Genomic DNA, 22,945 nt, shown 5'->3' with positions numbered 1-22,945 from the left:
AAGTGAGGAGTGGGGACTGAAGACTTAGGAGTTGGTTTTTGAGTAGGCAGTTTTGAGTAGGCAGTAAATAAGGGTTGAGGATTCGGGTATGAGTACTGAAAACTGAAAACTGAAGACTTAGGAGTGGGTTTTTGAGTAGGCAGTTTTTAGTAGGCAAAGTGAGGGTTGAAGATTGGGGAATGAGGACTGAAAACTGAAGACTTAGGATTTAGGCGTGGGTTTTTGAGTAGGCAGTAAGTGGAGGATGAGGAGTGAGGACTCGCTTTGCCCCCTTTCGAAATTATGCTTTCAAAGTAAAGGTCATTTCGAACGTACGTGAGAAATCCCAATAACAAAAAAGCCCACATACCTTAAAAAGCTGTGCGAAGTACGTGTATCCATTGTAAAAGCAGCACCCCGGGACCACATTCTATCCTTTTTCCCAAAATCCCAAAAACACCTCGTTATGTCCCTTCTTTAATTGGTTTCAGCACTGATTTTTGGACATTTCCCATGTATGGTTCTTTTTTACTTTGAATTTATATTCATTAACCTAAAAACCATTAAAATGAAAAAACAACTACACTTAATGATCGCTACCATCTTTGTGGTATTGGTGGGCATTAGCAGTTATGGCCAACAATTTACCGTTGATGGCATCAGATACGAAATTACGGCTACCGCTCCAGCCCAAGTTGAGGTGGTAGACTATATCGGTGCGACCACGGAAGTGACCATCCCCTCAACGGTCCGATACCAACTTGTCAACTATGCGGTGACCGCTATTGGCGATGAAGCTTTTTTTAAGAACCACTTGACCAGTGTAACCATAGGAAACAGTGTGACCCGTATTGGAAGCTATGCTTTTTACGGTAACCTACAATTGACCAATGTCACCATAGGAAACAATGTGACCCGTATTGGAAGCTATGCTTTTACCTGGAGCCAATTGACCAATGTCACCATAGGAAACAATGTTACCAGTATTGGGAGCCATGCCTTTGCCTATAACGAATTGACCGAAGTTATCATACCCAACAGTGTGACCCGTATTGAGGTCGCGGCCTTTGCCGTGAACCGATTGACCAGTGTGACCATACCGAGCAGTGTGACCAGTATTGCGAATTATGCCTTTCATAGAAATCAGTTGACGAGTGTGACCCTGCCTAACACGTTGACCGATATTGGGACCCATGCTTTTCATACAAATCAGTTAACGAGTGTGACCCTGCCCAACAGCTTGAAAACTATTGGGAACAGTGCTTTTTGGGACAACGATTTGACCGGGGTGACCCTACCGGTCAATGTGACCAGGATCGATCAATGGGCTTTTTGGGACAACCCAAACCTGGTCACCGTGAGGGCGAGGTCTACCAATAATCCCCTACCAACACTCGATAAAGATGCGTTCAAAAACCGTGGTCAAATAGATTTGGTCGTTCCCAAGGGCAGGGTACAGGCTTATTCGGGCCATCCTGATTGGACGGGATTTAGATCCATCACGGAAGTTGCGGTCGATGACACCTTCATTTCGGATAATATCACATACAAAATTACCGAAATAGTCCCCGATAAAGAGGTAGTGGTTATGGACTATGACACCTCAGGAGGTTCCAGTGTGGACATCCCCCCAACGGTCAACTACCAAGGCATCGATTTCGAGGTGACCGATATTGGAGAGGCAACTTTTGCCGTGAACCAATTGACCAGTGTGACCCTACCCAACAGCTTGGAAACTATTGGGAATTATGCTTTTCAAAACAACCAATTGACCCGTGTGACCATTCCCAACAATGTGACCGGTATTGGGACCCATGCTTTTCAGAATAACCAGTTAACAAGTGTGACCCTACCCAACAGCTTGGAAACTATTGGGAACAGTGCTTTTTGGGACAACGATTTGACCGAGGTGACCCTACCGGTCAATGTGACCAGGATCGATCAATGGGCTTTTTGGGACAACCTAAACCTTGCCATGGTGACGGTGAAGGCTGACAGTCCTCCAACACTCGATAAAGATGCGTTCAAAAACCGTGGTCAAATACACCTGATCGTTCCCAAGGGCAGGGTACCGGCTTATTCGGCCCATCCTGATTGGACGGGATTTAAATCCATCACGGAAGTTGTGAAGGTCGATGACACCTTCATTTTGGATAATATCACATACAAAATTACCGAAATAGTCCCCGATAAAGAGGTAGCGGTTATGGACTATGACACCTCAGGAGGTACCATGGTGACCATCCCCCCAATGGTGGCTCATGGCCTGAACACCTACACGGTGACCGCTATTGGGAAATGGGCTTTTTATCTCAACAATTTGACCAGTGTGACGATACCCAACACGGTGACCCGTATTGGGCACAGTGCTTTTCAGGATAACCAATTGACCGAAGTTATCATACCCAACAGTGTGACCCGTATTGACGGTGATGCTTTTGAGCATAACCAATTGACCAGTGTTGTCATACCCATTGGTATAGAAATTATCCAACCCGGTACTTTCAAGGACAATAAATTAAGCAGTGTGACCATACCAGAAGGTGTGACCCGTATTGAGAGCAGTGCTTTTGGAGGCAACCAATTGACCAGTGTGACCATTCCTGAAGGGGTGGCCAGTATTGCGGATGATGCTTTTTATAGAAACCAGTTGGAGAGTGTGACCCTACCCAACAGCTTGGAAACTATTGGGAACAGTGCTTTTTCTTTTAACCTATTGACCAGTGTGACCATACCCGATGGTGTGACCCATATTTTGGATGATGCCTTTTCAGCCAACATGAACCTTAACTTGGTGACCGTAAAGGCCAACAATCCCCCATCGCTCCATGTAGGTGCCTTTCATGATGCGGGCCGTCACCAAATAGATTTGGTCGTTCCCGAGGGCAGGGTACAAGCTTATTCGGGCCATCCTGATTGGATGGGCTTCAAATCCATCACGGAAGATATAGGGATCGATGACACCTTCATTTCGGATAATATCACATACAAAATTACCAAAACAGTCCCTGATAAAGAAGTAGCGGTTATGGACTATGACACCTCGGGAGGTACCATGGTGACCATCTCCCCAATGGTGGCTCATGGCCCGAACACCTACACGGTGACCGCTATTGGGAAATGGGCTTTTTATGTCAACAATTTGACCAGTGTGACGATACCCAACACGGTGACCGGTATTGGGGAAAGTGCCTTTGAAAACAACCAACTGACCCGTGTTGTCATACCCAACGGTGTCATGGATATCGGGAAAGATGCTTTTTACGGTAACCAATTGACCAGTGTTGAACTCCCCACCAGTGTGGACAGTCTCGGGCAACGGGCGTTTGGCGACAACCATTTGACCAGTGTCACCATACCCGATGGTGTCACCAGAATTGAGAAATGGACCTTTGCCGAAAACGACCTTAAAGAGGTGACCATACCGGGCCTTGTGGAAAGTATAGGGGACCAGGCCTTTTATGACAACCCAAACCTTGGCCTGGTGACGGTGAAGCGTAACGATCCCCCAGCGCTCGATGCAAATGCCTTTCAAAATCCAGGCCGTGACCAAATAGACCTGGTCGTTCCCAAGGGCAAGAGACAAGATTATATAGATGCAGATTGGACGGGCTTTAGGTCCATCACGGAACCGGCAGAGCACGGGGACACCTTCATTGTCGATAATATATCATACGAGATTACTTCCTTGACCTCTTATAAAGTTAAGGTGGTGGACTATGGCATTACGGGAGGAACGGTGACCATCCCCCCAACGGCCAACTATCAAGGCATCGACTACGAGGTGACCGCTATTGGCGAAGGTGCTTTTTATCAAAGTGGCTTGACCAGTGTTGAGATACCCAATACGGTGACCAGTATTGGGGAAAGTGCTTTTGAAAACAACCAACTGACCCGTGTTGTCATACCCAACGGTGTCATGGATATCGGGAAAGATGCTTTTTCCTCTAACGAATTGACCAGCGTTACCCTCAGTGAGAATGTTACAAGTATCGGGGAATATGCTTTTTGGAACAACCAATTACAAGGACATCTTGAGATACCCGACAGTGTCATCAGCATTGGGGATTTTGCTTTTGATTACAACCAATTGACCAGCGTTACCCTCGGTGAGAATGTTACAAGTATCGGGGAATATGCTTTTTGGAACAACCAATTACAAGGACATCTTGAGATACCCGACAGTGTCATCAGCATTGGGGAGTGGGCTTTTTATGGCAACGAATTGGTCAGTGTCACCATAGGGAACAGTGTCACCAGTATTGGAGATTATGCTTTTTGGAACAACCAATTACAAGGACATCTTGAGATACCCGACAATGTGACCGCTATTGGTAACGAAGCTTTTAAGGAAAACCAATTGACCAGTGTGACCATAGGGAACAGTGTGACCCGTATTGGATGGGGGGCTTTTGCCGGCAATCAATTAACAGAGGTCACCATACCGGGCAGTGTGGAAAGTATTGCAAACATCGCTTTTGCAGGTAACCCGGGCCTTCGCACAGTGGAGGTAAAGGCCGCCAATCCCCCATCGCTCCATGTAGATGCCTTTCAAAATGCAGACCGTGACCAAATAGACCTGATAGTCCCTTCGGGCACTAAAAGTGCATACTTGGCTGCAGGATGGACGGACTTTAAGTCCATTACAGAGGCAGCGATGACCGGAAAGAGTGCGGTGGCACAGGGTACCAGTCCTAAAGCATCTCCTGTAGAAAGTGCGGTGGCACCGGCCGATGTTGATGTTGCCAAAGCTAATGCCCGCAACAATGTCAGCGTCTACCCGAACCCGGCACAAGATGACATCCACATTGGACTACCTGATGGTGAAGCGTTACGGCAAGTGAAGATATACAATGCCCTGGGGGTCCATGTCCATTCGGCGAACACCCTGCAAATGGATATAAGCCATTTATCCAGCGGTATATATATGCTGGAAATAGAGACCAGGGCCGGAGAGAGGGTGGTCAAGCGGATACTTGTAAAATAGACCGCACCGCCACGGATAAATATGGACAAACAGTGATCGTCCGCTTTGTAGTGTAGGATACTGATATGGCCCCCTGCACCATTCCGAACCTGCCCGCAATACCCCGCAGGTGGGCAGGTCCGTTTTGGGATTCCATTGCACCCACGGACAATCAGTTGTAATGGGTACCTGGAACGGGCCTGTGCCGAACTCGTTCCAGTATTTAGGTCGACGATAGGGATTTATTGCACTTTGCGGACATTCAAAATAAATGTAACAACAGCCATGAAAGACCCATGGTGATTATGGGGCTGCGTTGGCTCCGATCAAGTATGGGCCGGACATATCCAATGTACCATTGAACCGGCATGCCCCACTTGTCCCAGATGGGCCGTTCAAGGGTGTGGATAGGGAAGGTATACTTTTTGGAGACATTGTTCGTCCATATCCTGGCCCGGGCACCGACCGTTCTTGATTCCTGTTTTAAGAAGTGTGTTATTTTTTACCCATAAAGTAAAGATAGATCTAAAGGTCTATTTACGTGTATATATGGCAAAAGCAGCCCACAAAACCGTATTCAATTTCTTTTCTAAAATCCCGAAAACACATGGTTACGTCCCTCTTTAAAAAGGGTTCATCACTAATTATTGGATATTTCGCTTGTACGGTCATTCTTTGCTTTAAAGATAATATTCATAAATCTAAAAATCATCGAATCATGAAAAGACAACTACAATTGATAATGACCGCCATCCTTATGGTATTGGCCGGCCTTAGCGCGTATGGCCAAAATATGAACGAATTTGTTATTGGAGACTACACGTATGAAGTTACTTCCTCAACTTCAACCCCCCCCCAAGTTAAGATCACTGGCTATACCGGTACGGGAGGTCACGTGGAAATTCCAGAGACAGTGGAGCATAATAGCACGAATTACACGGTGACCGCTATTGGAGAGCGCGCTTTTTACGGTGACCTATCTCGCCTATTGACCGGTGTAACTATTCCCGAGGGGGTAACCCATATAGGGGCTCAGGCCTTTATGAACAACGGCATAAACAACGTGGTGATCCCCACCACCGTAACCAGTATTGGGCATAGCGCTTTTTGGAACAATCGCATAACCAGCTTGGAGATTCCCGAAGGGATTACTGAAATCAGGAACAATACCTTTGGCAACAACATATTGACCAGTGTGACCATCCCTGCCAGTGTTGAAACTATTGGGGATGACGCTTTTAGGACCTATACCGGTAATGAAAATAATCCTCAACCTCTAAGAATGGTCTGGGTGACAATGCTGCGCAGTACCCCTCCAAACCTCAGTGATCGTGCTTTTGGCACAGACGCTTTCGGAACAAACCCTCGCAACATACATGTAGTAGTCCCTGATGGTGCCCTTGATGCTTATTCGGATTGGAACGGATTATTTTTAAGCGTGGACATCTATGATATATTTGAGGCTGATGACATCAGATACCATATTACGGCTATCGCTCCGAACGAAGTCCGGCTTATGGACTATATCGGTACCGCAACAGAGCTGGACATCTCCGGAACGGTCGATTATGGTGGCGAAACCTATACGGTGACCGTCATTGGTGAGGATACCGATATTTTTGTGGATCATGTTACTGTCCGACCTTTTATAGAAAAGGGACTGACCCGTGTCACCATACCCAACACAGTGACCAGTATCGGACTGGGGGCTTTTAGTAAAAACCAATTGGAAGAGGTTGTTATACCGAACAGTGTCACCCATATCAGGAGATGGGGCCTTGGCGGCAATCCTCTAAGGGAGGTGACCATACCGGCCAGTGTGGAATATATCGGACCCGGGGCCTTTTATGTGGCTGAGAGAGGAAGCCCCATTGTGAGGTCCCATGGCAATCCACCACCGGAAATTCATGAAACGGCCTTTGAGACTGGTTCTAACCATACCCAACAAAAAGTTGAATTTGTGGTACCCTTTACCGCTATACAAGCTTATGAAGATGCAGGCTGGAGGGACTTAGGTGAGGCGGACATCACCGCCGGGGTCTTCATCGATGAGGAGTATAAAATCAAATATGCAATTGTTGACGCTCCAGACGAAGCAACGGTGATCGGCCCGGTTAGCCAACATTTGAACCCGGTCATCCACTCAACGGTGGATATTAATGGGGGTACCTACGACGTGACCGCTTTGGCCGATAATGCTTTTGATGGGAAGCACGTGCAATCCATAAACATACCCGCTAGTGTAAGAAGCATTGGGTCCCGGGCCCTACATGCTACCTCTATCTCACTTCATTATGTTGCCATGGAAGGCGAGGATCCACCGACGCTCGCTCCGGATGCCTTTAAGTATCCAGAACGCCACGATCGCATAAGCGTGGTGGTGGAAGGGCCCGAGGACTGGTTGAAGGCTTATACAGCTGCGGGCTGGACGGGTTTCCACCGCTTTGCTGCGCTCATAGGGGAGACCCATAACGTGAATGGCCTCCTTTTTGAAGTCAGATCGTTACACCCCGATGAATTTGAGTTAGATGACTTTAACTTTTCAGTTGCTGATATGGATCCTGATGAAGACGAATCTCATTTCATTATTGATGGTGAAAAAGTTTTGATCTTTGCTAATGGTCACGTGAATATTCCCAAAGAAGTCCTGTACCACCGTACTACTTCGAACCGATCAAGAATGTATACGGTCACCTCCATTGGCGACAATGCTTTTAATAGGAGCCACTATACCACTCTTTTTGGGACTTTTGGCTATGACGTTTTCCCATTGACCAGCGTGACCATACCCGAGGACGTGACCAATATTGGTTCTGCGGCTTTTGCAAATAACCATTTGATAGAGGTCAATATACCCGACGGTGTGACCAATATTGGTTCTTGGGCTTTTGCAAATAACCAATTGACAAAGGTCACCATACCCGATGCTTTGACACGGATCAATAATGATACTTTTTATAAAAACAACTTGACCAGTGTTGATATACCCGACAGTGTGACCAGTATAGGGGAGCGTGCTTTTGCACAGAACCAATTGACCGAGGTGACCATACCGGCCAATGTCACCCGTATCGGAGAGGGTGCTTTTGGTCAGAACCAATTGACCGAGGTGACCATACCGGCCAAGGTGGAATATGTGGGCGGAGTTGCTTTTGAGAACAACCCGGACCTTCGCTTGGTGACGGTGGAGGCCGAGGATCCCCCACAGCTCCATGAGTTTGCCTTCTCCAATGCAGACCGCGGCCAAATAGACCTTGTGGTGCCGTTCGAGAAGCTACAGGAGTATCTGGACAATGGGTGGCACGGGTTCAGGTCCATCAGCCACGGGATTTTTACCGTTGACGACATTACGTACGGGATCATCTCTCCAACCGATGTCATGGTGGTGGACTATACCGGTGGGGCCACAGAAGTGGAAATCCCCGAAACGGTCGATGGCAATGGTGAAACCTATACAGTGACCACCATCAAGGAAAATGCTTTTCAAAACAAGGAACTGACCAGTATTGAAATTCCTAATAGTGTCATCAGTATCGGGGAAGGGGCCTTTAGTGACAACCAATTGACGGAGGTGACCCTACCAAGCAGTATGGAACGTATTGGGGCCCGGGCCTTTGCCAACAACCCGGACCTTGCCTTGGTCAGGATAGAGGCCAGTGATCCACCGTTGATTGATGCCACGGCCTTTAGCAATCCAGACCGTCACGAAATTCATCTTGTGGTGCCCGAAGGCAGTGCGCAGGCCTATGAGGACAACGGGTGGGGCGGATTCCAATCCATATCGGAAGACGGTACCCCTCCCCAACCGACCATCGATGCCCCACAGGGTATCGATGACCTTGAGCCCTTCACGGTGAGCATCACCTTTGATGGTGGAGTCACGGATTTTGGAGTGGACGATATCCAGGTCACCAATGCCACGGTAAGCGAGCTTATGGGCAGCGGATTGACCTATACCGCTACCATTGTACCGACATCCCCCTGTGGCATTGCCATAGACGTTCCGGCCGATGTGGCCACGGGCGTGAACGGTTTGTCCAATCTGGCGGCACAACAGGTCGTTGTAGCTATTGTGGACACCATTGCCCCGACCATGACATGTCCCGACGATGTGGTGGTCAGTGCCTCCAACAATGGTACGGACGATTGTACCACCACTCTTGCCCTTGTTGCCCCTATTGCCGATGACAACTGTTCCGTTGCCGCTGTTGTCGCCCAGGTAGATGGTGTGGATATAGACCCCGATAGCCATGCGTTCGGTGTCGGAACGACCATGGTGACCTGGATCGTGAGCGACGCTACCGGAAACACCGTTTCCTGTAAGCAGGCCGTGACCGTTAAGGCGACCAGGGATTGTGGGTCCGAACTCCTTGTGGATTTGAACAGGGGGTTTTCCCCCAACGGCGATGGCATTGCCGATACCCTGGTGATCAATGGCCTTGAAAGGTATAGGAACAACGTGGTGAGGATATACGACCTGAGCCAGCGTCTGTTGTTCAGTGCCCATTATGGGGGACTCGGCGATGCCTGGGACGGCACCCATGAAGGCGGGACGGTGCCCGTTGGCCCCTATGTATGTGTGATAGACTTTAACGAACCTGGGCTGGAACACGAAACTAAAATGATCTATGTGAATTATTGAGAGCGTTGCGTGAATAATAACCGGATAGGGCAGTCGAGAAAACCGTTCATTGGGCTTCGTCCCAATTCTCCACTGTTCTATCCCACTTTTGAGCTTGCCCAACACATTTTTTAACTGATATTGACCATAAGGATTGAACTTTATTGTTTACAACAGTATTTAATGTGTCCATACCACTCAACCATAACCAATCCTTCGAGAAAAATATCCATGCGGAATAAAGAATCATCCATGTTCTGGAATGGGTGATGATAATAATTTTAACCCGAAACAATTAAAACCAATTTATATAACGATTACAGCAGTAGAAATGAAGAAAAAGAAATTATATTTTTTTATAGCGACCTCGATATGGTGTATGCAGTCCCATGCTCAGCAAGATGTAACATTTACACTGTACAATTATAACATGAACGTCATCAACCCGGCCTATGCGGGGACCGGCGAAAAAATGGAGTTCACCTCAAATTATAGGGCACAGTGGGCGGGTCTTGACGACGCACCCGAGACCTGGAGTTTTACGTTGAGTGGCCCAATGGGCGGAAAAGTGGGACTGAATGACAAGGTAGGTCTGGGCCTTTCAATTGTCAATAGCAGTGTGTTCGTGCTCAACGAAACGGATGTTTATGCCGATTTCTCCTATAAGCTCCAATTAAAGGAGACTGTGGATTTGTTTTTGGGGCTTAAGGCGGGAGGTTCCGCCGTTAACATAGATTTGGCGCCTATTGGACTTGATACCGACCCACTTTTTTCGGAAAATGTAAGCGTTTTCAACCCAAATGTTGGGGTGGGCGCCTATTTAAGGGGAGAACGCTATTTTATGAACATTTCCATACCAGCCCTACTAAGAACAAGTAGATACGAAAAGGAATCGGGGATTGCAACACAGGCCACCGATCAAATGCAATTTTTTATGGGAGCCGGCTATCAGTTTCCCTTGACCAAGGATATAGTCTTTACGCCCTCTTTTTTAACACGGGTAATCAGCGATGTGCCTTTCTCCATGGATATCAATGGAACGTTCGACCTGTACGGATTGTTGGACCTTGGCCTGAGCTACAGATTAAAGGAATCCATGAGTACCCTTGTATTTTTCAAGATGTCGGATAGACTCAGGATAGGGTATGCTTATGACGCCGCTGTAACTTCTGTAAGTAACTATAGAAGGGGAAATCACGAAGCGATATTGAAGTTTTACCTATAGCATTCCAGGAAGAAAATTATTGGATTTATTTTCAATACAATGGCGTCAAAAACAACAGTACTTCATGACCAGGGAGGGTTTGAAAGTTATTCAAGACCCAAACCAAACTGCCGACCGGATACCAATAGATTGGCAACAGCCCTTCGGTACGGTAATCCGTTTGCATGTAGCCTGAAAAAGCAGGATTCATATCAAATTTTGGAGTTGGTCGGTTTTTAAAACATACCGTATGCACTCCTTTGAACAGGACAAAAACAAAAAGGTTCAGCAGTGTCACTTATTGATGATGTTTTTGTGGAAGATGTACTCGCTTTACTGGTATATGCGGTACTGTTGATGATTTCTAAGTTGTACTATAAACATAGACAACTTAAAAAAAGAAAAAAAGAATGAGAGGCCATGACAACTGTGGGTAAAGAAAAATGTAGGTTTTCATGAAAAGTAGGGTAGCAATATTGGTCCAGGAAAAATTTGGCTATTTACCGTTTTTGGATGAGCTAAGAAACTGTGGTATTTGCGAACACGATGCTTTTTTATGTTGGGAAGAGATGTGGCTCTCCGAACAGCGAAGGAAATATGATTTCATATTGATCGATTATCATTTTTTTGAGATGCTCAGGGACGACATCGTGTGTTACCACCTATTTCATCAGTATAAATTTAAGATAATCTTTTACAGTAACATCTCAGGAAAGATAAGCACTCAAAAGGGGAATATGTCCGTTGACCTGTACAGGATTTTTTTCCGCCCCTTTGTGGATCTTAATAACGTGATGGAAAGTATTGGAAACAGCGATTTTCCGATGGACCCGCGAGATACTGTTTTGGATAAGGAAAAAAAATGTCTGTCGTGCCGTAAGGATGCCTTTTTTTTGAAGGAGGGCTATTCGCTCATCAAATTCCATTTGGACGAAGTCCTCTGTTTTGAAAGTGAACGAAATTACATCTCCATTTATGTGGATAGCAAAAAACACCTGATTAGGCAGACATTGCAATCTACCATGGAGGTTTTACCGGACAAATTTTACCGGATAAATAGGTCTGTTGTCATCAATATTGATAAGATCAACAAAATTGTGGGCAATAGGGTCTATATCGATGGTTTGAATAGTTTTCGCCCTGCGATATCCAACAAGTACAAACAGAACATTTTAAACGCAGTGCCCTTGTTTAATGAAACAATACCATAGTGTATTGTGAAATCTATAGAACTATGAATTATTTATTTATTGACGATAACAGGGTCCAATTGATGGTATTGAAAAAGGCACTTGAGCAGTTTTGTTCGGCCCATGAAATCAAAACCCTGGACAACCCCATGGCCGCGATTGACTTGATTCGCTCCCGTGTTTTTTTGCCGGATGTAGTTGTGGTGGATTTCAATATGCGTGAAATGGATGGTTTGGACTTCATCAAAAGAATGAAGTTTTCCGATGATTGGTACAGTTATATTCCCATTGTGGTGTGGACAACTGTTGATTGTGCAGAAACGGCCAAGGCTTGTTATGGAAGTGGGGCCGCCGGTTATATGATCAAACCTACCTATTATAAGGAGCTGATCGGTATGTTGAGGGTGTTGATCCAATATTGGGAAGCCAACCTGAATCCCTTTACAAGTATTGATAAAATTGTTAATCAGTAATAAGATATAGTATGCATGAAGATAGTTCGGTTTTGGATGATTTGATGTTGAGCCTAAAGGATAAGGGCGCAACCAGCATATACCATGTTTTGCCCAAAGCGTATATCGTTTTAGATCTCAGGGGAAAGATTCTGGGATACAATCCCAAATGCAAAGATCTGCTGGGCCTTATCCATCATGATGGGGAAACAAAAAACATGAATGAGTTTTTGATCGGTGAAAACAGAGAAAGGTTTATGATCATGCTGGAGCTTGTAGGATTAATGGGCCATGTTAATGACTTTGAACTGGAAATCACGGCGTCATGCGGGCGTAAAAAGGTCATCTGGATCAGCAGTTCGGCCATATATGATTCCAAAAAAAATGCAATTGCCATTCATTGCCTTATGTCCGACATGACCAGGGAGCAAATGTTCCTGGACCAAATGAAGGAGGAGTTGCGGACCTTTTCCGATCAGCATTGAAAGACTTTGGAATTACCTGGGCAAACACCTTTTTTCCAAAGTTAGGACACTGTTGTTTTTGGGTTATCGGGTTTTATGTTCTTTACACTAAAAGCCATTTTGTTTTTCAGAAAAAAAGGGGGCATCAATTATTGAAAGAATAAAGTAAAATTTATAACAGAATACGATTACAAACAATAACGGACGATTATTTCCGTTGCATCTTTAACAACCACTTATTATCTTGCTTTTTGGACAAAGCGAGGTAAACTTTAATAAACGAGTCAAGAAAATGAAAAAAATCCCACAAAAAAGAAATTGGACAATTTTACTATTGAGCATTTTATGCATTAGTGTTATCTCTTGCGAAAATGATGATGATCCTAAAAACAATACCGAAACCGAACATGCAGCCACAAAACAAGCACTGATTGGGGAATGGAAGCTTATAAGCAGTACAATTGATGGCGAAGCCGTAGGATTGGAGGATTTTTCATATCTAAAGGAATCGACTGCAACTTTTAATGCGGACAATACGTATGAGCTTGTTTATAGGAGGCGTAACGGTAATTTAGCCGCCACATCAATTTTATCCGGAACATATACGGTTGAGGGTATCAATAGCGTAACTTTTTTTAATTCTACATCCAAAATTGAACTAGTGGATGATGCGCTACAGATTACCTCCACTACGGAAGACAATAAGACACAGGTAGACATTTTTATTAAAGCTGATAATGAAGAATTGGCGAATGATGGAGAAAGTAACGGGGATATCATAGGGGACGAAAATGACAATTCGGACCCACCAAGCTCTTCCTTTGATGGTTCGGAAATTATTTCACAAATACAGGGAGTTTGGGAGATAACCGGTGTAACGGATGAATGTCAAAAAAAGAACACGCTGGAATTTGTAGGTTCGGATGAAGTTATTTTCACCCAACATAAAGAAACGTTCAATAGGAATGACCTGCTGAAGTACAATGTTAGTGTAACGTATCCGCTACAATCGGATTTTTCGGCTGTGGTTACAGAAGGGTTCAACACCATTACTTTTGATAGTAATGCGGATTGCCAGTTTAAAAAAGAGAGTGACTTAAGTTATCTGGTCGAGGATGCCGAAACCATACGAATTGAAGAATCTTCCAGACTGACTTTCAAAATTATAGACGATAGTACCATAAATTTGGTATACGAATACGAGGATGATGATTCCAATGTACAGACTATTGAGTATGTTTATATAAAAACATAAGCAAAAAAACGCCGCACACAAAGGTATTTATAAGTGGTAAGGCGTTTAGGGCGCCCCAATCAGGTAGTATCCAATAAACTGTGTAAACAGAATTTAGGCGGGTCTTAAGACCTGCCTAAATTTTTGTATAATTTTAAAACACAGTTACAATGGAAGATTACAAGAAACAATTTTTGGAGAGTGGGGTACTAGATGGCATCAAGACCCAAGAAGAACTCTCAGAACTGCTCAACGGCCTACATACGGCCGCACTCGAAGCCATGCTGCATGGTGAGATGGACACCCACCTGGGCTATCCCAAGAACGCCAAGAACAATTCGACCAATGCCCGCAACGGTACATCGAAGAAGAACCTTAAGACACAGTATGGAAAGGCGGAACTGAACGTTCCCCGTGACCGCGAGGGCAGTTTTGAGCCCGTTGTGGTGCCCAAACGCCAGGGCATGGCCTCGCCCATCGAAAAGATTGTGATATCACTCTATGCCAAGGGCATGAGCGTATCGGATATCGAGGAGGAACTACAGGAGATATACGGCTACAAGCTATCCACATCGGCCATATCGATCATCACCGACCGTGTGCACCAAGAGGCACTCGATTGGCAGAACAGACCTTTGGAGAGCGTCTATTGTGTGGTATGGATGGACGGTATGGTCTTCAAGGTACGCCAGTCGGGAAAGGTCATCAACAAGACCATCTACTTGGCCGTTGGCCTGAACCGTGATGGCTACAAGGAAGTACTGGGCATGTGGCTGGGACACAACGAGTCCGCGGCCTTCTGGCAGGGCGTGCTGACCGACCTGAAGGCCCTTGGCGTGGAAGACATCCTCATTACCGTGACCGACAACCTGAACGGCTTCACGCAGTCCATAAACAATGTGTTCCCCAATGCGGACACACAGATATGCGTGGTACACCAGATACGAAACTCGGCACGCTACGTGGTATGGAAGGACAAAAAGGACTTCACTGCGGATATGAAGCATATTTACAATGCCCCCAACAGGGAAACCGCCGCACAGGAGCTTGAACGCTTTGCCGAAAAGTGGAACGACAAGTACCCCTATGCCATACGATCTTGGCGCAACAACTGGGACGAACTGACCGTGTTCTTTGACTTCCCATTGGAAATCAGGAAAATCATATACACCACCAATCTCATTGAAAACCTCAATGGGAAGATACGCAAGTACACCAAGAACAAAATGGCATTCCCAACGGACGGTGCCCTGAAAAAGTCGGTCTATCTCTCACTGCTGCAAATCAGTAAGAAATGGACACAGCCCATACACAATTGGGGGCTGATACTTAACCAGTTCTTGGTTATATTTGAAAAAAGGGTCCAACTGTAAAAACAGCTAGACCCGCTCAAGTTCATTTACACAGATTTTTTGGATAGTGTCTTCCGATAATTCAATATAAACTCCATATTTATAACCAAATTCTTTTAAATACTCATCAATTTTAAGTAAATCATCCCTTTTTTTATTGTTTTTCCAAATCATTTTAACCTCGATAATAAGTAGGTTATCATTGGTTTCTCTCTTGTGCACTATAATGTCTGGATAGACATAGCTTGGACCTTGTTCATTATTCTGCCAGTTCAAACGTTTGCCCATTAAATTTCCAACAGCATCGGCATTGTAATCCCCACGTATTCTATTATACTCGATATCCACTAAATATTGGTATTTCTCAAAGTATGATTCTAAATAGATTGCTAAACGATGCGTAACCGTTCTTTCAGTAATGTCATAAGCAGGATTCATCAACAACGCGTCTTTGGAGTAAAGTTTCTCCAAAGACTTATGGATTATGGATAGTACTGTTTTTTTTGTCATATTATTTTTTCGACTCTGGTTGAAAGTAAAATGAAAAAACTTCATCACTTTTCAAAGTAATCATATTGGATAATTTAGATAGTTCCTTGTAATTTTTTATTGGATAAAAGGTTTGGGCCCTTATATTCTTCTCTTAGTCCTCCTTTTAAATCCTTTTTGAATGGTCTGAACCAAATTGCATAGGGATTTGAGCCATACTAGAAATAAATTTTTCTTTGGTCAAACAAGATACTTTCTGATAGGGTTTTGTACGAATGAATCGCATCGATTAAGAAAGTAGGGATTTCTTTAAATCCAATGTTGGTATCAAAATGATATGACTTTTTTAATTGATATTGTTTAATGTGGGAGGAGAAATGACGGAACATTGTGTGAACGTATGTAAATCCATCTATTAATATTTTGTGGTTGTTCAACTCAATGATTTCTTCTTTTTTTCCTAGTTCTTGGTAGAATTCGGCTACCAAAAGATAAATATATTTGCCATGAAGTACTATGGTCTTCCTTAAATATTCTCTGTAGTTATCTCCTATTAACAAGTCTTTTGCGTATTTATCAAGGATTTTTAATTGTTGGTCGGTCTCCTGTGCTACATAATTTTCAAGTTGGAAACCATTTTTTTTATCATTAAGATGTTCCTCCCATTCCTCATAGGTTTTTTGAAGAAATGCAACATCTTTTTGTTTTTGAAATTGTGGTATTCGTCCGTAGTAGTCCATTATCTCCTTATGACCATTTAAATCACTGATATACCTTAAATATCTACTACGAAAATGGTAGTTTTTACAGTTGGGATAATCTTCAATTTTGAAAGCCCTTTCACCCTCTTTGTTTCTCAATAGTTCAATTATGCCACCTATAAATTGTTCTTCAGCTAAAGAAATTTCTTCATTGTTGAAAACCTTACTGCAAAGGTTCTGTACCAGTTGGTCATAGTCCTGTGGTTTTGCAGGGTCTCGGTATAGCTTGTTCAGCTCTTTTCTGGAGGGCATCGCCTAGACTAATGTTGCTAATTAACGACAAAAATATTAATTTTGTAGTAAATTAACAACAAAATGAATTCAAGAAAGGCAATTGTACTACCAAAACATCAAAAGGTTTTTGACCAATTGGGTGAAAACATTAAGCTAGCAAGAAAGAGGAGAAAGCTCACGACGGAGCAGGTCTCTGAACGTGCGGGCATTCACAGGGCCACTCTTTATCGCATAGAAAAAGGCGATCCGGCCGTGGCCATTGGGCTGTATTTTAATGTACTTAGGGTAATGAATCTTCAGGACGATTTTTTGAAGTTGGCCAATGATGATGCATTCGGTAGAAAATTACAAGACTTGGATTTATTATAAAATGATGGCTGAGGGAAAATTTGACATATACGTTTTTGCGGATTGGGTAGGCTTGGAAAGTCCGACCCTCATTGGTACGCTTTCTGCCCATTTTGCCAAGGGAAAGAAAGCGTTCAGTTTTGAATATGACAAAAATTGGCTAAAGACTGATGGACAAAGGCTTTTGGATCCGGATATTGAATTTTATTCCGGGCCACAGTTTCCAGCCAACAAAGAGAATTTTGGGATCTTCCTCGACAGTATGCCGGACACTTGGGGCAAAACCTTGATGAAGCGTAGGGCAGCACAAGAAGCAAGAGCAAATAATGAAAAACCGAAGACCCTTTATGAGATTGATTTTTTGCTCGGTGTGTTTGACGAAAGCCGGATGGGAGCCTTGCGTTTTAAAACGAATTTGGATGGGCCCTTTTTGGATAATGATGCCCAGACCCCTACACCGCCTTGGTCATCATTGGGCGATTTGCAGGAGGCCGCTAAACAACTGGAAAGTGATGATCAAAGTGAAGCTGTCAGAAAATGGATAGCAGTTTTAATTGCACCGGGTTCATCTTTGGGTGGTGCCAGGCCCAAAGCCAATGTTTTCGACACAAAAAAAAATCTATGGATTGCGAAGTTTCCATCAAAAACCGATACCATTGACAAAGCACTGTGGGAGTTTTTAGCCTATCGGATGGCCACAGCTTCGGGTATCCCAATGGCGGCATCCAAAGTTGAAAAAATCAGCGGCCAATACCATACTTTCCTGACCAAAAGATTTGATAGGGAAAATAATAAGCGGATACACTTTGCCTCGGCAATGACAATGACCGGTAATACCGAGGATTCCATAAAAGATGCCTCACCTAGTTATCTTGAGATTGTGGAATTCATAGAGAACTATGGTGTTGATGTTAAAGCGAATTTGCATCAATTATGGCGACGGATAGTATTCAATATTGCTATTTCCAACACGGACGACCACATGCGAAATCATGGATTTATCCTGTCCAATAAAGGTTGGGTGTTATCGCCGGCTTACGATTTAAACCCATCCATAGATAAGGATGGGCTTTCCTTAAATATCGATATGGATGATAATGCTTTGGATTTTGATTTGGCGAAAAGCGTGGGTGAATACTTTCGCTTAAACGAAGATGAGATGCAGGCCATTCTGAATGAAGTTCTGTCAGTAGTTAAGAACTGGAAAACCATGGCCAAGGAAATAGGGATAAAAAATGCAGAAATAGAACTGATGGAAAGGGCTTTTCTGGCTTAAACTATTGAGATTGAATATGAGTTACAAAAGAGAAGAAGCAATACAGGGCTTAGTGCGTGCGATTAGATTTAATTCGGCTAAAATCCAACCTTACCAAGATGAAGTTATCAGAGATTCCCAAGTTTGGAATGCACCACTATTCTTTGCCGAAGTTCTTTGGAATTCTAATCGTCCCATAAAAGGAATAGACCGAAAGTCTTTTGACGTACTTGTAAAAAAATATAATTCGAAATATGAATCTGCAAATGTAAATGACATTTTTAATAGGTTTTGGCTTCGGGAGATTCTTGGGTTTATCCATATTCCCTCTGCCGTTAGAAGTGTCCTTTTTGATTATGAAAAACATAAAATGCATTACAAAGAACTTCAGTTTTTAAATGAAGTATCTGGAGATTCCCAAGATTGGACTACTGATAAATTTGAATATGAGGCAAAAAAATTTGCTACTGAGAATGAGATTGAAGTTGATACTGAATGGTTATTGGGTTCTGGATTTATTAAGAAATCTGAAGTCGAAAATTCATTCAAAATACGTTTTTCAGAGTATTACTCAACTCTCATAGAATATTGGAAAGACTTTCAATTTTTAAACTATCTCAAACTACAGCTTCAAGGACTACTCAATAAGTCCATATCAATTGAAATTAAGAAGTTTTCTAGTATTCTTGATAATCATAAAAGTGTATATCCATCAACCCCAAAACTTGACTATTTTCTTGATAATCAATACATAAAAAGTATTGGTGATGCATATGTAATACAAAACCCACACAACAATGATTTATTGAAAATAGGCGATGAAGACCAAATGGCAACTTTGCTTTGGCGGAAATTGCGTAATGAAAAGCCAGATGGAAACCCAAGGAACATTGTACTTGAGTTTCTAGGTATGCTCAACACCATCTCCGATGACTTTGTTTTTGGCGAAAAACTTACGCAACACGAACAAAGACTTTTTATGGATGGTGCACTTGAGTTGATTTTTTTAGAACCGGATATCAAAGGGCGAGAGGAAGAGTTTAAAAAATGTCGATTGGATAGTTCTTTTCGCGGTTCAAATTTAATTTATGAGCACAATTTCAGAGAAAATGAAAAGCTTGAATATGCCAAAGATGTTGTAGATCTTTTTGAGCGAATGGACCATATGGAAAAGCAGGTACAAAATAATATTTTTTTTGGCCAATATTGTAGAAGTAATATATATTCTTTATTGGGTAGTATCATCAAAATGGACGTTCCTTTTGCAAGAATTGAAGAGGGTGGTACACAAAGAACGATTCACTTTCCAGCAATTAAGAAACTACTAAAGGAGAGTTTGGAAAGACCTTTTTTGGTTTGGTCTATATACAATTACCTCAAATGGATTAGGCCAGAAGTTATTCCATATTTATTGATAGAGCCAGATTACGATACATTGGGTTTTTTTCTATTGACATCTTATAAAAATGAACATGTTTACAAGGATATAAGCTATGAAATTAGGACAAAAACTTTGATAGATGCTCTTAAGCTTTCCTTAAGTAATAGATTACAATCCAATGAAATCACCCATAAAGAAAATGCGAAATTTCTATTCAATGTTTTCAATTGGTTGAATAAAGACAAGTACAGGAAGAACGTTGCTAGTCCAGATCCTGTAAAGGCTATAGAGATGATGGCTCAAATTGATAAAAGGGAAAGTGACTTGTTAAAAACTGTTGAGAAATTTCCAGAAAAAGAATATAATGTGCACGCATATATCCCAACACATTTTCTACCCAAGGTCTTGCCTGATTTGGTAAATCATATTATAAACTATGAAGAGAAGCAATTTTTTGCAAGAGGGACACTTGCATTTCCGTTATTCAAGTTCGACATGCTATCCTGGCTTTTTAAATATGTATTGAATAATGGCCATTTGCAAGAGATAAGCAAGCAACCACAACTTGAAAAATCTCTAAGTGAAAGTTTTGTGCAATTGTTTTTGGATGCCATTGAAACAGGTTCCAAAAAGAAAATAGATTTTGATGGTAAAAAGAAAAAGTCCATAATTCCTAGTTGGACTGCATCATCGCAGCGAATTGAAAAAATTGAATGGTGGCCAATATTTGTGTTGGCTTACAGAACGGGAAGTTTAAAAGAATTGCTTGTCCCTCAATTTCAATTCATAAAAACCGAGGATAAATTTGAAGAGCAAAACAGATTCAACGCCAAAAAGTTACGTACCCATCTTACCGTATTGATGTTAGTACTGGATGAAATAAATGATAATTTAAATGGACTAATCTTGTGTAGCTCAGAAATTGAGGAATTAAGAACAACTATAGAATATCAACTGATTGATTATGTGGAACGTTTTGGAGTAGCAAGTAATCGATTCAAGGTTAACATTTTCGATAAATTTTATGATAGGACCTTCAACAGTTTCAATGACCAGTTGTTGCCAAAAATCGCGGAATTGGGAAATTCGTTTGAAAACCGTAACAGGTTAAGATTATGGGAAGCACTTTCTAGTTCACAAAATTTATGTCAATTACTCATTCTTGTTGAAAATATTAAAGCCAGCGGTTTCAAGGCTTTCCTCTTAAGAAAAATAAAAGAGATTGATGTGGAAGCATTTTTGAAAAGAAACAATTGGTTAGAAGTTCAAAATGCGTATTACGGTTTGTCCAAATATAATGAGTTAACAAAAGAAGCTGAGATTGCTTCAGAGTATTGGAAAAATAGTGGTCCGACGAAAAGTCTTGGTCAGGATTTCGAAAAACGTGTTTTTGAATCTCATTTGATAAATGCGTATACTAAAAGAGATGAAGTTGCTATTGATGACGTTGAAGAACCAAAAAATGTTATAAATATTCTGTCAGAATTAAAACCTTTTGAGCAGAAACAATTCTATAAGGCTTTGGTTCGGTTTGAAAATGACCCAAAAACCGCATATCGTTCCTTTGATGATTTGCTAAAAGTTAAACCAAAGTACATTTCAGTCGCATTAAATAGGTTTGCCGCGAAGATATCCTGGGCTCAAAACGAAAATAATGTGACACTTTTTAGAGAGGCGCTTCAAGAATGGCGTGACTATGCAGATTCTAAATTAGAAGAAGAACTTGATTTTATAAAAGATAAGGTTGCTTACAACATTTTAACCATACAACTTCATCTTAAGAACCACTTCACCTTTGAAAAGATATATACGGGCCTAGATAGGATAACTCAATTAAATCCTGACTTTGTAGAGCTAAAAGTGACCTCTCTTCTCGAGCGGAAAATAGAAGAACAAGCAAAAATGTTGGTTCAAAGAAGTATAGAATTCAATGAGTATAAAAATTACGAAAATGAGCTTCTTAAAAACCTATACCAAAAATTGGAAAACTCAACTAATAATCAGCAAACGGTAAAAGAATTAATAGCTCAGATAATACCAAAACATTCACTGAATGTTTTGAGAGAATTAGCAAAAGAAGATTTTATGGCTCCCGAACGTTTTGGGAAGAATCTTTCATTTCAGATAGCAGTATCTCTGCAAAAGTTGCTCAAAAAATTACCAACCATTGATAATTTGGGCCACGAGAATCAATACAATGATTTATTGGAAATGATTTTGGAAGAAAGGCTTCAAAACTTTAGCCTAACAGTTAAAGACCAATCTTTAGGCGGATATTCGGAAAGCGGGAAAGGTATGGGGTCTAGAGATATTACAGTATTAGAGGGGACAAGGGAATTAGCAGTAATTGAGCCTTTTAAGAATACTTCTAAATCTGTTATTCAATCTCATATTTCAAAGTTGTTCAACTACACACCAAATAGGGGATTTCTAGTCGTGGTTCTTTACGATTTTGAAGATGCATATACCTTAGAAGAGCGATGGAAAAAGTATCATGAAAAAATCTTGAAATCACTAAAATATCCCAAAGGTTTTGACTTGGTGGATAATTCCATAGAAGATATATCTGAAGAGTTAGGGTTTAAAAACAACCCTATTAAAATTGCAGTTTCTCTTCATGGCGTAGATGCTCAATTATTTCATATTATGGTGAATATTTGTTACAAAGCAATATAATTTGGCCCATTGGACAACTTCCCATATTAGATCTTGGCTGATTAACTTGAACATTTTGGTATTATGTGAAGTAGTGAAAAGGCTTTGGGTTGATAAATTTATATTTTTTCATAAATCATACGCTTAAATTCTTATTGCAGCCAATTAATCACTAAATTTATTATAGAAAGAAAATCAAAGCAAAAGTTACCTATTCGGTTACCTGTTTTGAAAAAATCAAAGTAACTTTTTGATTAATAATGACATACGAGATGGCTGTTAGTTCAGTCATCCCGACAACATTTGTATCAAATTGCAACAAAACACTGCAGATCGTATGATTTTCAATGTTTTTTGTAC

General features: G+C 42.1%; 13 protein-coding genes. 11 read left to right on the top strand and 2 right to left on the bottom strand.

All coding sequences use genetic code 11. The features are described from left to right. The first annotated feature begins 547 nt into the window (after positions 1-547). The 8 genes from L0P88_RS01460 (at position 548) to L0P88_RS01425 (ending at position 15,483) form a co-directional block, all read left to right on the top strand. Positions 548-4,966: a leucine-rich repeat domain-containing protein gene (locus tag L0P88_RS01460; RefSeq protein WP_247132870.1), complete on the top strand. Its 4,419-nt coding sequence runs from the start codon at positions 548-550 to the stop codon at positions 4,964-4,966. 697 nt (positions 4,967-5,663) lie between these two features. Continuing rightward, complete coding sequence (locus L0P88_RS01455; protein WP_247132869.1) at positions 5,664-9,587, top strand: leucine-rich repeat protein; 3,924 nt, start codon at positions 5,664-5,666, stop codon at positions 9,585-9,587. A 310-nt stretch (positions 9,588-9,897) separates the two neighbouring features. Next, positions 9,898-10,791, top strand: coding sequence for a type IX secretion system membrane protein PorP/SprF (locus L0P88_RS01450; RefSeq protein ID WP_247132868.1), 894 nt, complete (start codon positions 9,898-9,900; stop codon positions 10,789-10,791). A gap of 434 nt (positions 10,792-11,225) precedes the next feature. Next, complete coding sequence (locus L0P88_RS01445; RefSeq protein ID WP_247132867.1) at positions 11,226-11,981, top strand: LytR/AlgR family response regulator transcription factor; 756 nt, start codon at positions 11,226-11,228, stop codon at positions 11,979-11,981. 23 nt (positions 11,982-12,004) lie between these two features. Further along, positions 12,005-12,433, top strand: a complete 429-nt coding sequence (locus L0P88_RS01440; protein WP_247132866.1) for a response regulator — start codon at positions 12,005-12,007, stop codon at positions 12,431-12,433. Between the two features lie 11 nt (positions 12,434-12,444). Further along, positions 12,445-12,897: a PAS domain-containing protein gene (locus L0P88_RS01435; protein ID WP_247132865.1), complete on the top strand. Its 453-nt coding sequence runs from the start codon at positions 12,445-12,447 to the stop codon at positions 12,895-12,897. Positions 12,898-13,168: 271 nt separating this feature from the next. Further along, entirely contained in the window at positions 13,169-14,131 is a 963-nt protein-coding gene (locus L0P88_RS01430) for a lipocalin family protein (protein WP_247132864.1), read from the top strand. Between the two features lie 149 nt (positions 14,132-14,280). Next, on the top strand, positions 14,281-15,483 hold the full coding sequence (locus tag L0P88_RS01425) for an IS256 family transposase (RefSeq protein WP_247132863.1): 1,203 nt from the start codon (positions 14,281-14,283) through the stop codon (positions 15,481-15,483). A gap of 6 nt (positions 15,484-15,489) precedes the next feature. Here the strand turns inward: L0P88_RS01425 and L0P88_RS01420 are convergent, their stop codons facing one another. Both L0P88_RS01420 and L0P88_RS01415 read right to left on the bottom strand, forming a co-directional pair. Further along, complete coding sequence (locus L0P88_RS01420; protein ID WP_247132862.1) at positions 15,490-15,933, bottom strand: hypothetical protein; 444 nt, start codon at positions 15,931-15,933, stop codon at positions 15,490-15,492. Positions 15,934-16,169: 236 nt separating this feature from the next. After that, positions 16,170-16,964: a hypothetical protein gene (locus L0P88_RS01415; RefSeq protein WP_247132861.1), complete on the bottom strand. Its 795-nt coding sequence runs from the start codon at positions 16,962-16,964 to the stop codon at positions 16,170-16,172. A gap of 63 nt (positions 16,965-17,027) precedes the next feature. Between L0P88_RS01415 and L0P88_RS01410 the strand changes: the two genes are divergently transcribed. Genes L0P88_RS01410 through L0P88_RS01400 form a run of 3 tightly spaced genes read left to right on the top strand, consistent with a single transcriptional unit; the run spans position 17,028 to position 22,606 of the window. Then, positions 17,028-17,315 carry a helix-turn-helix transcriptional regulator gene (locus L0P88_RS01410; protein WP_247132860.1) on the top strand — a complete coding sequence of 96 codons (288 nt, stop codon included), beginning with the start codon at positions 17,028-17,030 and terminating at the stop codon, positions 17,313-17,315. Positions 17,316-17,319: 4 nt separating this feature from the next. Next, positions 17,320-18,570, top strand: coding sequence for a type II toxin-antitoxin system HipA family toxin (locus L0P88_RS01405; protein ID WP_247134824.1), 1,251 nt, complete (start codon positions 17,320-17,322; stop codon positions 18,568-18,570). A 16-nt stretch (positions 18,571-18,586) separates the two neighbouring features. Next, entirely contained in the window at positions 18,587-22,606 is a 4,020-nt protein-coding gene (locus tag L0P88_RS01400) for a hypothetical protein (protein ID WP_247132859.1), read from the top strand. The last annotated feature ends 339 nt before the right edge of the window (positions 22,607-22,945 follow it).

This window comes from Muricauda sp. SCSIO 64092 (genome assembly GCF_023016285.1).
In the GTDB taxonomy this organism is placed as follows: domain Bacteria; phylum Bacteroidota; class Bacteroidia; order Flavobacteriales; family Flavobacteriaceae; genus Croceivirga.
This window is presented reverse-complemented; position numbering and strand designations above follow the sequence as displayed.

What these genes read in the sequence shown, in the direction of transcription:
- L0P88_RS01450 (WP_247132868.1), top strand. Translation starts at nt 9,898, where the DNA reads ATGAAGAAAAAGAAATTATATTTTTTTATAGCGACCTCGATATGGTGT.
- L0P88_RS01440 (WP_247132866.1), top strand. Translation starts at nt 12,005, where the DNA reads ATGAATTATTTATTTATTGACGATAACAGGGTCCAATTGATGGTATTG.
- L0P88_RS01415 (WP_247132861.1), bottom strand. Translation starts at nt 16,964, where the DNA reads ATGCCCTCCAGAAAAGAGCTGAACAAGCTATACCGAGACCCTGCAAAA.
- L0P88_RS01400 (WP_247132859.1), top strand. Translation starts at nt 18,587, where the DNA reads ATGAGTTACAAAAGAGAAGAAGCAATACAGGGCTTAGTGCGTGCGATT.
- L0P88_RS01410 (WP_247132860.1), top strand. Translation starts at nt 17,028, where the DNA reads ATGAATTCAAGAAAGGCAATTGTACTACCAAAACATCAAAAGGTTTTT.
- L0P88_RS01445 (WP_247132867.1), top strand. Translation starts at nt 11,226, where the DNA reads ATGAAAAGTAGGGTAGCAATATTGGTCCAGGAAAAATTTGGCTATTTA.
- L0P88_RS01460 (WP_247132870.1), top strand. Translation starts at nt 548, where the DNA reads ATGAAAAAACAACTACACTTAATGATCGCTACCATCTTTGTGGTATTG.
- L0P88_RS01425 (WP_247132863.1), top strand. Translation starts at nt 14,281, where the DNA reads ATGGAAGATTACAAGAAACAATTTTTGGAGAGTGGGGTACTAGATGGC.
- L0P88_RS01430 (WP_247132864.1), top strand. Translation starts at nt 13,169, where the DNA reads ATGAAAAAAATCCCACAAAAAAGAAATTGGACAATTTTACTATTGAGC.
- L0P88_RS01405 (WP_247134824.1), top strand. Translation starts at nt 17,320, where the DNA reads ATGGCTGAGGGAAAATTTGACATATACGTTTTTGCGGATTGGGTAGGC.
- L0P88_RS01435 (WP_247132865.1), top strand. Translation starts at nt 12,445, where the DNA reads ATGCATGAAGATAGTTCGGTTTTGGATGATTTGATGTTGAGCCTAAAG.
- L0P88_RS01455 (WP_247132869.1), top strand. Translation starts at nt 5,664, where the DNA reads ATGAAAAGACAACTACAATTGATAATGACCGCCATCCTTATGGTATTG.